13 protein-coding genes are annotated in these 12349 nt (G+C 71.7%); 9 read left to right on the plus strand and 4 right to left on the minus strand.

What is annotated here, in order from left to right; all coding sequences use genetic code 11:
• Window position 1 precedes the first annotated feature (1 nt).
• On the minus strand, window positions 2-748 hold the full coding sequence (locus ACFVYA_RS09595) for a hypothetical protein (protein ID WP_387044092.1): 747 nt from the start codon (window positions 746-748) through the stop codon (window positions 2-4).
• A 147-nt stretch (window positions 749-895) separates the two neighbouring features.
• Between ACFVYA_RS09595 and ACFVYA_RS09600 the strand changes: the two genes are divergently transcribed.
• The gene (locus ACFVYA_RS09600) at window positions 896-1846 is read left to right on the plus strand and encodes a threonine/serine dehydratase (RefSeq protein ID WP_285986815.1); all 951 of its coding nucleotides are present in this window, start codon (window positions 896-898) and stop codon (window positions 1844-1846) included.
• 13 nt (window positions 1847-1859) lie between these two features.
• On the opposite strand, the gene ACFVYA_RS09605 is transcribed toward ACFVYA_RS09600, so the two are convergent.
• On the minus strand, window positions 1860-3383 hold the full coding sequence (locus ACFVYA_RS09605) for an MFS transporter (RefSeq protein ID WP_387044094.1): 1524 nt from the start codon (window positions 3381-3383) through the stop codon (window positions 1860-1862).
• Window positions 3384-3428: 45 nt separating this feature from the next.
• Window positions 3429-4184, minus strand: coding sequence for a GntR family transcriptional regulator (locus tag ACFVYA_RS09610; RefSeq protein WP_086846871.1), 756 nt, complete (start codon window positions 4182-4184; stop codon window positions 3429-3431).
• Window positions 4185-4332: 148 nt separating this feature from the next.
• Between ACFVYA_RS09610 and ACFVYA_RS09615 the strand changes: the two genes are divergently transcribed.
• Window positions 4333-5379: an SIS domain-containing protein gene (locus tag ACFVYA_RS09615; RefSeq protein ID WP_387044096.1), complete on the plus strand. Its 1047-nt coding sequence runs from the start codon at window positions 4333-4335 to the stop codon at window positions 5377-5379.
• Entirely contained in the window at window positions 5376-6341 is a 966-nt protein-coding gene (locus ACFVYA_RS09620) for an N-acetylglucosamine kinase (protein WP_387044098.1), read from the plus strand. The genes ACFVYA_RS09615 and ACFVYA_RS09620 overlap by 4 nt, the downstream gene beginning before the upstream one ends.
• 101 nt (window positions 6342-6442) lie before the next feature.
• Here ACFVYA_RS09620 and ACFVYA_RS09625 read toward each other — a convergent pair whose 3' ends face one another.
• Window positions 6443-7102: a DUF3159 domain-containing protein gene (locus tag ACFVYA_RS09625; protein ID WP_285986819.1), complete on the minus strand. Its 660-nt coding sequence runs from the start codon at window positions 7100-7102 to the stop codon at window positions 6443-6445.
• A gap of 267 nt (window positions 7103-7369) precedes the next feature.
• Between ACFVYA_RS09625 and ACFVYA_RS09630 the strand changes: the two genes are divergently transcribed.
• The 6 genes from ACFVYA_RS09630 to ACFVYA_RS09655 all read left to right on the plus strand — a co-directional run bounded on the left by ACFVYA_RS09630 (window position 7370) and on the right by ACFVYA_RS09655 (window position 12080).
• Window positions 7370-8185 carry an SGNH/GDSL hydrolase family protein gene (locus ACFVYA_RS09630; protein ID WP_387044100.1) on the plus strand — a complete coding sequence of 272 codons (816 nt, stop codon included), beginning with the start codon at window positions 7370-7372 and terminating at the stop codon, window positions 8183-8185.
• Between the two features lie 351 nt (window positions 8186-8536).
• On the plus strand, window positions 8537-9268 hold the full coding sequence (locus ACFVYA_RS09635) for an OmpA family protein (RefSeq protein ID WP_387044102.1): 732 nt from the start codon (window positions 8537-8539) through the stop codon (window positions 9266-9268).
• A gap of 14 nt (window positions 9269-9282) precedes the next feature.
• Complete coding sequence (locus tag ACFVYA_RS09640; protein WP_285986822.1) at window positions 9283-9693, plus strand: hypothetical protein; 411 nt, start codon at window positions 9283-9285, stop codon at window positions 9691-9693.
• A 57-nt stretch (window positions 9694-9750) separates the two neighbouring features.
• Complete coding sequence (locus ACFVYA_RS09645) at window positions 9751-10227, plus strand: DUF6932 family protein (RefSeq protein ID WP_285986823.1); 477 nt, start codon at window positions 9751-9753, stop codon at window positions 10225-10227.
• The gene (locus ACFVYA_RS09650; protein WP_155540591.1) at window positions 10224-11108 is read left to right on the plus strand and encodes a hypothetical protein; all 885 of its coding nucleotides are present in this window, start codon (window positions 10224-10226) and stop codon (window positions 11106-11108) included. Before ACFVYA_RS09645 ends, ACFVYA_RS09650 begins: the two co-directional genes overlap by 4 nt.
• Before the next feature lie 306 nt (window positions 11109-11414).
• Complete coding sequence (locus ACFVYA_RS09655) at window positions 11415-12080, plus strand: DUF4190 domain-containing protein (RefSeq protein ID WP_387044105.1); 666 nt, start codon at window positions 11415-11417, stop codon at window positions 12078-12080.
• Window positions 12081-12349 lie beyond the last annotated feature (269 nt).

Raw genomic sequence — 12349 nt, forward strand, 5'->3', positions numbered from 1 at the left:
GTCACGGGGTCGGCGTCGTCGCGGCGCCCTTGCTGGTCGGCGGGGTTGCCGACGTCGCCGGCGCCGAGGTCGACGGCTGGTCGGCCGTCGTGCTCGGGGTGGTCGTCGGGGTCTGCGACGACGTCGTCGGCGGGGTCGAGGTGCCCGTCGGGGTCGTGGACGTGTCCGTCGGCGCCACCTGCGTGTCGTCCGTGCTGGGTGCCGGTGTCGTCGCCGGGGTCTTGTCCTCGTGACCGGAGCCGCCGGTGAAGATCTTGCCGATGCTCGGGCCCGTGCCGCCACCGATCTGGGTGCCCGTCGCCGACTCGAAGCCGACGATCGACAGGATCGCCACCGCGAACGCCGCCACGCTCGTGCCGATGATCAGCGGCCAGCGCAGTTTCCGCAGCCGCGCCGACAGCCGTGACGGCTCTTCCTCCGGCGGTTTCAGCTGGACCGTCGGCTGGTCGGTGATCGGCACGTCCGGCGGCCCCTCGGCCGGCCCGCGCCGCCGGATGCCCGACGTCGCCAGCTGGCGCGCCCTGAGCGCCGCCTCACGGGTGCGCTGCAGCGAGCGCAGGTACAGCTCGCTGCCGACCGTCGACACCACGCTCGCCACGCCGGCGCCGGCCACCGTGCCCGCCACGCCGAGTGTCGAGCCGAGCAGCGCCGCGGTCACCGCCGCCAGCGCCGCCGCCAGGACCTGCGCGATCCGCAGGCCCGACTTCTCTTCCTTCTCTTCCGAAGCCGCTACGTTCTCCTTGCTCATGATCCCGATCTAGGTAGTCCGTGTTCTCCCCTGTCCAACGTCTAAGGCGCGTGAGGCACTCCCCTCGTTGCCGCAGCGTGAGGAGGACCACTCCGTCTGTCCATATTAGACACTCCAATTCGAACGTTTTCTTGACATACTCGGCACATGGAACTGGTGACGATCTCTGACATCGAGGCCGCCGCGAAGCGCGTCGAAGATGTCGCCGTACGCACACCCCTGCTGCTCCAGACCTGGGATCCCCGCAAGACCCTGTGGCTCAAACCCGAAAGCCTGCAACCGGTCGGCGCGTTCAAGGTGCGCGGCGCGTTCAACGCCATCGCCGCCCTCGACGACGCGGCCCGCGCCCGCGGGGTCATCGCGTACTCCAGCGGCAACCACGCGCAGGCAGTCGCGTACGCGGCGCAGCGGTACGGCGTGCCCGCGGTGATCGTCGTGCCGGACGTCGCGCCGCGGATCAAGGTCGAGGCCACCCGTTCGTACGGCGCCGAGGTCATCGAGGTCCCGATCGGCGAGCACGAGGGGAAAGCGCGTGAACTGGCCGTCGAACGCGGGCTGACCCTCGTCCCGCCGTTCGACCACGCGGCCATCATCGCCGGGCAGGGCACGGCGGGGCTGGAGATCGCCGAGGATCTCCCGGACGTCGAGGTCGTGCTCGTCCCGATCAGCGGCGGCGGGCTGGCGGCGGGGGTCGGCACCGCGATCAAGGCCCGCTGCCCGCAGGCGAAGGTGATCGGGGTCGAGCCGGCGCTGGCCGCGGACGTCGCCGACAGCCTCCAGCGGGGCGAACTGGTCCGGTGGCCGCAGGCCGACCGCGCCCGCACGATCGCCGACGGCCTGCGCTCGCAACCGTCGGAACTGACCTTCGCCCATTTGCGCGAGGTCGTCGACCGGATGGTCACGGTCACCGAGGACGAGATCCGCGAGGCCGTCCGCGTCCTCGCCCGCAAGGCCCGGCTGGTGGCCGAGCCGAGCGGCGCGGTGACGACGGCGGCGTACCTGTTCCACGCCGAAGAGCTGCCGGCCGGCAAGACGGTCGCGCTGGTCTCGGGCGGCAACGCCGACCCGGCGCTGTTCGCCGAGATCCTCGCGGGCTGATCCCGGCCGCGGGTCAGGAGCCGGCGACCGGGGTCCCGCCGCCGCGGATGTGCGTCGGCGGGCCCTCGACGCCGCAGTGGTAGCACTCGCCGAGGTGGGGGCACTCGTCGTCGGGTTTGGCCTCGGCCGGGGGCGCGAGGACGCCGTTGTGGATGCCCAGCGCGATCAGGCCGCCGGCGATGGCCAGTGCCGCGCAGATGACCAGCGCCGTCCGCCAGCCCGCCGTCAGCGCGACCGGGTCGGTGTACGCCTCGCCGGTCAGCCCGGCCGCCGCCGGCAGCACCGCCACCGCCAGCAGGCCGCCCGAGCGGGCGATGGCGTTGTTGACGCCGGACGCGACACCGGCGTAGCGGTCCGGGGCCGCGGCGAGCACCGTCGCGGTCACCGGAGCCACGACCGTCGCCAGGCCGAGCCCGAACACCACCACCGCGGGCAGCACCGCGCCGAAGTAGGACGCGCCGGGCGCGATGCGCAGCATCAGCAGCATCCCGATGCCGACGACGATCGGGCCGACGACCAGCTGCGTCCGCGGGCCGATGCGCTGCGCGAGCGCGCCGGAGCGACCCGAGAGCAGCAGCATGATCACCGTCAGCGGCAACCCGGCCAGTCCGGACGCGGTCGGCGAGTAGCCGAGCGAGACCTGCAGCTGCATGACCAGCAGCATCATCACGCCGCCGAGGGCGGCGTAGACGACGAAGGTCAGCGCGTTCGAGAGCGTGAACGTGCGGTCGCGGAACAGCGACGGCGGCACGAGCGGCTCCGCCGAGCGGTGCTGGACGGCCACGAACGCGGCCAGCCCCGCGATCCCCAGCAGGCCCGCGACCAGCACGAGCGGGTCGCCGACGCCGCGGGCGGGCGCCTCCACCAGCGCGCCGGTGATCCCGGCGAGGCCGACAGCACCGAGAGCGGCGGCGCCGAAGTCCGGGTGCCCGGTGGCGTCCGGGTCACGGGATTCGGGGACGAACTTCCGCGCCATGAGCACCACCGCGACCGCGATCGGCACGTTGATCAGGAACGCCAGCCGCCACGACCAGACCTGCACGAGGAAGCCGCCGAGCAGCGGCCCGGCGGCGGCCGCGATACCGCCGAGGCCGGACCAGGCGCCGATCGCGCGGGCACGGGCGTCGTGCGCGAAGGACGCCTGGAGGATCGCGAGCGACCCCGGCGTCAGGAGGGCGCCGCCGACGCCCTGCAGGATCCGCATCGCGACGAGCATCTCGGTGGACGTCGCCGCGGCGCACAGCCCGGACGCGACGCCGAACCAGACGACACCGACGAGGTACATGCGGCGCCGGCCGTACCGGTCGCCGAGCGAGCCGGCGACGAGGATCAGCGCGGCGAGCGCCAGCAGGTAGCCGTCGAGGATCCACTGGAGCCCCGCGACGGAGGCGTTCAGCTCGGCGCCGATGCGGGGCAGGGCGACGTTGACGATCGTGCCGTCGAGCATCGCCATGCCGGAGCCGAGGATCGTGGTGGCGAGGACACCGCGCGCCGCGCCGGTCCCCCATCGGATCCCGGTGTCTTCGGTGGCAGTCACCCGGTCAACTTCACCGTGACCGGGGACTGCCGTCAACCGCGCCCCTTACGGCAGCAGCGTCGTCACGAACTTGTAGCGGTCGCCGCGGTAGACCGAGCGGGCGAACTCGACCGGCTTGCCGTCCGTGGCGAACGAGTGGCGGGTCAGCATCAGCACCGGCATGCCGACGTCCGCGCCGAGCATCTCCGCTTCCTGCGGTCCCGCCAGCGACGTCTCGATCGTTTCTTCCGCGCGTTCGAGTTCGACGCCGTAGTGCTCGCGTAGAACGGCGTACAACGAACCGCCGGCCGAGACGTGCTTGCGCAGCCCGCGGAAACGGCCGAGGGGAAGGTGCGTCGTCTCCAGCGCCATCGGCTGGGAGTCCGCCAGTCGAAGTCGTCGAAGGCGGAGGATTTTCGCGCCGGTCCGGATTCCGAGCAGCTTCGCGAGGTCGCCCTCGACCGGCATTTCTTCGACTTCCAGCAGCTTCGACGACGGCTTCAGGCCCTGCTTGCGCATGTCCTCGGTGTAAGAGGACAGCTGCAGCCGCTGGGCGAGCTTCGGCTCGGCCGCGAAGGTGCCTTTGCCCTGCACACGGTGCAGGCGGCCCTCGGCGGTGAGGTCGGCGAGCGCCTGGCGCACGGTGGTGCGGGAGACCGTGAACTCCCCGGCGAGCGCGCGTTCGGTCGGGATCGGCGACCCCGGCGGCAGCACGTCCAGGAGGTCGAGCAGGTGCTGTTTCAGCGCCCAGTACTTGGGCTCGCGCTGCCCGCGCATCCCGGCGACGGCGCCCGCCTCGCCCGTGGTGGTGGTCTCCAACATGCCCGGCTCCCTATGTCTTCCCTCATCGCACGCCACGTCCCCGTAAGAAACGTACCCTTTTCCCCAAACGCGCCGCCCCTATAACATTGGTCTAGACCTGACCGACGCCGCCTGAGTCCGGTACATAATGCCGGAGGTGGAGAGGAAAATGATGACCGAACAACGGCCCGGCGCGCACATGGCCGCGGAGATCGCCCAGCAGCCGGACGTCTTGGCGGGACTGGTGCGGCGTCAGGCGGAAATCGCCGAAGTGGCGGAAAAGATCTCACAACGCCCGCCGCGGTTCGCGTTGCTCGCCGCGCGTGGATCGAGCGACCACGCAGCGTTGTACGCGAAGTACCTGATCGAGGTACTGCTCGGCCTCCCGGCCGGTCTGGTTTCCCCCTCGACGGCGACGCTGTACGGCGCGCGGCCCGATCTCCGGGACGTGCTGTTCGTCACGGTCAGCCAGAGCGGCGGCTCGCCCGACCTGATCGAGGTCACCGAAACGGCGCGCCGCCAGGGCGCGCTGACGGTCTCCGTCACCAACACCCCGGACTCGCCGCTGCGGGCGGCGTCCGAGCTCGGCGTCGACATCGGTGCGGGCCTCGAGAAGGCCGTCGCGGCCACCAAGACGTACTCCGCGACGCTGATGGCGCTGTACCTGCTGATCGACGCGGTGCGCGGCGGCAAGGCGGCCGACGCCGAGAAGATCGGCGAGCTGGCGCAGCAGACCCTCGACGGCGCCGAGGAGGGTGTGCAGCGCGCGGTCGACCGGTACCGCTTCGTCGACCGGGTCCTCACCACCGGCCGCGGCTACTCCTACGCGAGCGCGCTCGAGGGTTCGCTCAAGCTCGCCGAGACCAGCTACCTCGCCGCCCGCGCGTACAGCGGCGCGGACCTGCTGCACGGCCCGGTCGCGGCGGTCGACGGCGAAACCGCCGTGCTCGCGGTGACCAGCGCCGGGCACGGCGGCCGGGCGATGCACGAGGTCCTCGAGGCCGTCAGCAAGCGCGGTGCGGACGTCCTCGCGGTCGGTTCGGCCGCCGCCGAGGTGCCCGCGGCGCTGCGCATCGACGTCGCCCCGACGGTCGAGGAGCTGGCGCCGATCCTGGAGATCCTGCCGATCCAGCGGATCGCGCTCGGCCTGTCGCTGGCCCGCGGCGGCGACCCGGACAGCCCGCGCGGCCTGCTGAAGGTGACCAAGACCCGGTGAGCTTCGCGGTGGGCGTCGACGCCGGCGGCACGTCGACCAGGGCGGCCCTGGTCGACGCCACCGGCGCGGTGCTGGGCACCGGGCGCGGTGAAGGGGCCAACCCGAACGCGCACGCGCCCGAGGTCGCCGCGGGCCGGATCGCCGGCGCGATCACCGCGGCGCTCGGCGCCCACGACCCCGGGGCGGTGCGGGCGTGCGTCGTCGGCATGGCCGGGGTCAGCAAGCTGAGCGACCAGGGTGTGGCGGCGGTCTTCGACGCGGCGTGGACGCGAATCGGTCTCACGTGTGCGGTCCGGACGGTCGCCGACGCCGAAGTGGCATACGCGTCGGCGACGCCGGCACCGGACGGGACGGTCGTCGTCGCCGGCACCGGTTCGATCGTGGGCCGGATCCGGAAGCGGCGGCTCGCGGGCACGACCGGCGGTTACGGCTGGCTGCTCGGCGACGAGGGGTCGGCGTTCTGGCTCGGCCGTGAAGCCGTCCGCTCCACTTTGGAGGCACTCGGGCACGGGCGCCCGCTCGACGGGCTGCCCTCGGCGGTGCTCACCGCCGCGCTGGGACTGTCCGGTTTGGACGTCCGTGACGACGCCGCACGGCTGGCCGCGTCCCGGGCGCTGATCACGGCGGCCAACGCGGAGGCGCCCGTCCGGCTCGCCCGGTTCGCCCCGTTGGTGAGCGCGGCGCACGACGCGGGTGAGCCCGCGGCCCGGGAGATCGTCGCCCGCGCGGCCGGGTTCCTGGCCGAGAACGCCCTCGCGGCGCGCGAGCCCGGCGAGTCGACTCCGGTCGTGCTCGTCGGCTCGGTGCTCACCGGAGCCAGCCCGGTCGGCGAGCTCGTCCGCCGCCGGTTGGCCGGTCTCGAGGTGCTGACCAGCTCCGATGGGGTGCTCGGGGCGGCGTGGCTGGCCGCCGTGGACGCCTTCGGGGAGGGTGCGCCGCGGCCCCGGCCGGAACGATATTGAGCAAAACGCGGCGCAAAGACGCGAAACCGTCGACTGAACCCGGGTAGTCCGGGTACCGTAGGCAGTGGCCCCCGGACCCTCCCCCCTCGCCGGGGGCCGCCTTATGCCCCGGGTACGTCGTCCGAGCGGGTTTCCGGCGCCAGGCGCAGGCCGGGATGCTCCGGCGGCAACGCCCGGTAGAGCACCCAGCCACTGACCGCGACGGTCAGCGCGACGAGCGGCCACGACAGCACCGTGCGGGCCACGCCGAGCGCGAGCACCTGGCCGGCCGACCACAGCAGGCCGTAGACGACCACGCGCAGCGTGTACTGGAGCACCCACACCCAACTGGCCCGCGAGTAGGCCTTGAGCAGCACGGCGTCGCGGCGCCAGCGCGTCTTCTGGCCCAGCAGCAGGCCGACGACCACGCCGAGCAGCGGCCAGCGCACGACGATGCTGGCCGCCCACAGCAGCGCGCTGGCCACATTGGACATCAGCTGCAGCAGGAAGAAGTCCTGGGCGCGGCCGGTGTGCAGGGCGATCAGCGCGGCCGCGACGACGGCGGCCAGGCTGACGACGAGCGCGCGGACCTTGCCGCCGCCGGCGATCCGGAAGACCCCGACCGCGACGGCGACCACGACGGCGGCGCCGGCACCCCAGGCGACGGACTGGCCGGCCGCGAGCCAGCCGGCGACGAAGCCGACGGGCGGGATGCTGGCGTCGAGCGCGCCCCGGCGGCCACCGAGGATCTGCGCGAGCGATTCACGGGGTTCTCCGGACACGTGTCCAGCCTGCCGGATCGCGTCCGGAACGCCCCGGGCAGGGAGATTTTCGCCACATCGGGGGTCCGCTTTACCTCCGAGTGTGCGGTTTCCCGGCATACCGAAGGTGAAGACTGCGTAATAGAGAGGCGCAAAAGGCCGACGAGAGAAGACACTGTTACCGCAGGCTGAACGGCCCGGGGGTGGAGCGGGTTTGCGGCCGATGGTTAGTTGAGGTGTACAACTACATGTCGGGGTGTCGGTCGCAGGGATGGGAAGGGGACCCACGTGTACGGATTCGACAGCTACGTAGCCCTCGGTGACAGCTTCACCGAGGGGCTCCACGACGGCCTGCCGGACGGCTCCTTCCGGGGGTGGGCCGACCGGCTCGCGGAGGTCCTGGCGGCCGGCCGGAGCGACTTCCGCTACGCCAACCTGGCCCTGCGGGGCAAGATGCTCGACGAGATCCTGGACGAGCAGCTCCCGATCGCCCTGGAGCTGAAGCCCGACCTGGTCACGCTCTGTGCCGGCGGCAACGACATCATCGTCCCGGGCGCGGACGTCGACGCGGTCACCCAGCGCCTGGAGGAGGGCGTCGCGAAGCTGCGCGAGGCGGGCATCCCGGTGCTGATGTTCAACGGCCCGGACACGAAGGTCCTGTCGGTGATGTCGGTGCTGCGCGGCAAGGTGGCGATCTACAACACGAACCTGTGGGCGATCGCGGAGCGCCACGGAGCCCGCATGGTCGACCTCTGGACCATGGCCCCCCTGCAGGACCGCCGCGCCTGGAGCGACGACCGCCTGCACTTTTCTCCCGAAGCCCACCGCCGGATCGCCATGAAGGCGGCGGAGGTCCTGGGCATCCCGGTGGAGGCGGACTGGCGAGAGCCGTGGCCGCTGGAGGAGACCCCGAGCCGCTGGATCGATTCCCGGCGGTCGGACCTGACGTGGACGAAGGTGCACCTGCTGCCCTGGATCCGCCGGCAACTGCGCGGCGAGTCGATGGGTGACGGGCTGTCGCCGAAGCGGCCTCAGCTGGTGCCGCTGGTGCCGCTGGAGGTGCTCGAGGTGCCGGACAACGCTCGGCGGCAGCAGGCCAGCTGAGGGTTGGCCCGCGGGGTGCACGGCGCTGATCACGGTCGGGCGGCTCGAGTGGCCGGGGTTGGGGCTGTCCGCGGCATGCGGCTCGAGTGGGCTGGGTTCTGTTCGGGTGGGTTGATCGGGGTTGGCAGGCTCCCGGCTCCCGGCTGATCCTCAACCCAAACCGGCCCCGAACGCAGCCCACCCTCCCTGGGGGAACCACCCGCCTCCAGCCTATCGACCACCTCCGACAGAAAGTGCCCAACCGAACACGATCGCCGCAGTTGTCCACATGTCGACTTGCCTGGGGACAACTTGTGGATTACCACCCGGATTCAGGTCGCCAACCCGCGGCACCCGGCTTACAGTCCCCTTATGCGTCGGCGCTGGATCCTCGTGGTCCCGGTTGCGGTGCTGGTCACAGCGCTGCTCGCGGGGGTCGCCACCTGGACCCGGTCCGGGGGCATGGAGCGGGACCTGGCCGCGCGGGCTCAGACCGCCCTCTTCGAGGCCGGGCTCCCCACCGGGGATGTCCGCTTCGACGGGCGGGACGCCACCCTGAGCGGATTCCCGCCCGACCAAGCGCTGAGAGCCCTCGAAATCGTGCAAAAGGTCGACGGTGTCCGGGCCGCCAAGGTCAACGGCGATGTCACCCCCGTGGCGCCCAGCAGCACCACCACCGCGCCGCCCGTGCCGACGACCACCACCACGAGCCCGCCGCCGACCACCAGCACCACCGCTCCGCCGCCCACCGACAAGGCCGGTGTGCAGGCCGAGATCGATCGGATGCTCACCGAGGCGCCCATCGCCTTCGAGCCCGATACGGCGAAGCTCACCCCTGACGGCGAACAGGCCGCGCGCAGTGTCGCGATCGCTCTCGCCAAGGCGCCCGCCGGCTTCCGGTACCGCGTCACCGGGCACGTCGCCCGGGGGCCCGGTGGCGAGCGCGCCGCTCTCAAACTCTCGCGGGACCGCGCCCGGGCCGTCGCGCGGATCCTCACCGCCAACGGACTGGCGGCCGGCCGCGTGACCTACCGGGGGCTGGGTGACACCCGGCCGGCCACCGGCGGCGAAGAAGACCGGCGTGTCGAGATCACGGTCGTTTGAGGGGTGATGAGCTGATGTTCTGGCTGTTCGGACAGATCTGGCTGTGGCTGATCGCCGCCTTCGCCCTCGGGGCGCTGACGTCGTGGGTCGTGCTGCGCGCCACCCCGCGTCCCCAGCCCGAGCCCGCCCGGGAACCCGAACCCGACGACGAAGCACCTCCGTACGAACCGCCGCCGCCACTGTCGACCGAGCAGACGCAGTTCATCCCGGCCGCTTGGGCCCAGCACGCGCCCGACCCGCGCGCCGAGGTCCACGACGACGAAGAACCCGATCCCGTCGGCCACCGCGAGGGGCACCTGCCGCTGCCGCCGCAGCGCGGGGCGCAGGCCGAGGACTGGCCCACCGAAGAAGAACCCGCCTGGCCGCAGGCCGAAGAGCCCCCGGACGCCACCCGGCAGTGGCAGCAGCCTGGGCGCGGCGGCTGACACCCATCCTGGTAAGTTCGGCTACGCACTGTGAGCGAAGGCTGAGAAGGGGGTGGAGTGGCGCTCCCCCATTGGACGTCGCAGCAGGTCCTGCCGCCGGGCCGGCACGCGGGTGACCTCGCCGACGTCTACGAACGCCTGGTGTTCGACGCCCCGCACCAGAACGACCGCGAGATCCTCTTCAGCGCGCTCAACAGCTACCTCGGCGTCGCCCGGCGGATCATCCCGTCCGGCCGCGCCTGGATCGGCGGCGAGCTCATCACCCGGACCGCCCACCCGCCGCAGAGCCTCGACGTCGTCCTCATCCCGGACGAGTGGGGCGCGCTCAAGCGGCTCGACGACGCCGGCCGGTCCGCGCTCTACGGCCTGCTCACGCTGCGCGGGGTGATCGTCGGGCAGCCGGCGATGTACCTCGACCAGGTGCAGCCGGTCGGCGGCATGCTGGACGGCTTCCTGTGCCGCCCCGGCGACGAAGACGTGTGGGCCGAGGTCTGGGCCGAAGGCGGCAGGGGCTACCCGGAGATGATCTGGTGAGGAACGAGTTCCGGCGCATCGCCGACGAAATCCCCGGCGGCACGTGGCTCGACGACCTGGCCCGCGCCTCGGCGATGGCGGCCAACGCCAAGTTCGAGCGGACCTCCCGCTCGCCGCTGCTGCACGTCTCGGTGATCGGCGAGCAGACCATCGACGCGTACACCTTCTCCGACATCAGCCGCGCCCTGCAGGACGCGACGGCGAAGATCGGGCACATCATCCGGAACCCGTCCGGCGAGGTCACCCAGGTCCAGCAGACCGACCGGGACAAGGCGCCGCTGATCCAGCGCGGCCAGGCCGGCAACGCGATCTTCTTCGGCTTCCCCGAACTCGACGTCTCCGACGACGCCCTGATCGTCGACGGCATCGAGACGCTGTCCGAGCGCGCGGTCAAGGAGCTCTGCGACTTCCTGCCGGCGAACGGCTCGGACGACGGCGCGCTCGACGCCGTGCTGCTCCAGCGCGACACCGTCCGCAACGCGGTGAGCGACATCGTCAACGCCGTCGCGAAGAACGCCGGCATCGGGATGGCGCTGACGCCGACCGCCGGCGAGCAGGTCACCCGCAGCATGACCACCGAGCAGGCGCGGATCCTGCAGGGCAGCCTCCGCGAGTCCCGCGAGGAAGTCGGCTACGAGACGGTGCGCGGGCGGCTCGACGGCGTCCGCACCCGGCGGCGCATCTTCTACCTCGACCGCGAGTCGGGCGGCACGATCCAGGGCGCGGTGGCTCCGGACCTGCTCGACGAGATCAAGGAAAACCTCGACCGCCCGGTGACCGCCCGGCTGCGCGTCGTGCGCACGACGACGATCGACGGCCGTCGCGGACGGCCCGTCTTCGAACTGCTCGAAATCACCCCGGAAGTAAGCCTTTTCGACTGAGAAGTCCGGTATACGACTTTCGTCTTGAACGCCGGTACCTACGGTCGTCGTAGGCCTCACGGTGGTGCCCGGATGCCCGTACGGTATTTACGATACCGGCTGCGAGGTCGCGAAAGGCCGCGTCGAACAGTGGGAACTCCGATATTCTTCCCATTGATCATCGGGCCACACCATGCCCGCGATGTCAGGAAATATCGATACCTGACCCCAAATGGTGGGACAATGACTTTTTCCAGAATGTAACAATTTCGTTCGGGGCCACACTTATGGGTTAACGTCGTCGCACTCCCACCCGAAGGGGTTCGCATGATGACCGACCCGCAGTACCCGCCGGCCACCGCGCGCCACGGCCGACCCGCGCCGCCGGTGACGGCCACGGAGCGTCGTCAAGCCAATGCGAAGCCCGCACGGAACATCCTGGCGATCGTCGGCCTGCTGCTCGGCATGGCGGCGCTGGTCGTCACGTTCGTCCCGGATGTCGAGTTCGTCGCGTGGCCGCTGGGCGGGATCGGGCTGATCCTGGCGATCACCGGGCTGGTCCAGGCCAAGAAGGGCACCGTGGGCGACCGCGGGGTGGCGATCACCGCCACCACCGTCACGGCCGCCGCGCTGCTCACCACGGCCGGGATGCTGCTGTACTCGACCTTCTTGGGCGGCGGCGAGTCCGGGCTCCACCTGCCCGCGGTGGCCACCGACAAGCACGCCGTGACCTTCCAGGTCACCTCCGCCGGCGGCGCGACCGTGCGCTACGGCAGCCTCAACGACCAGCGCACCGAAAACGCGCCCGCCAGCACCGACGCCTGGCAGGGGCAAGCGTCCTACAACAATGGCTCCTACCTGTTGACGCTCACCGCCGACACCCGCAATGCGACGGTCAGCAACGAAATCCGCTGCGCCATTCTCGTCGACGGCAAGAAGGTCGCGGAAAACAGCGGGACGACGATCGCGCTCTGCACGGCGAACGTCAGCTGAGCCGGCGCGGCACCCCCGCCTGGCGACCGGCCGGCCTACCCCCACGTCGGCCGGCCGGGCCGCCACGAGCCGCTCCTGGCGGCTCCGGACCCCGCGGTGGTTTCCCGCGCGGGGCCTGGCACCGGCGTCTCCGCCTGCCCCTCCCCTAGGGCTCTGCCGGCACCGCCGAACCTACGCGGACACCGCCCGCGCCCACTAAGAATCCACTAAGGATTCAGCGCACAGGCGCGGTCGTGACCCATTCGCAACGAAATTCCGGGCGCCGATCC

It is taken from the genome of Amycolatopsis sp. NPDC058278 (assembly GCF_042881395.1).
Lineage (GTDB): Bacteria > Actinomycetota > Actinomycetes > Mycobacteriales > Pseudonocardiaceae > Amycolatopsis.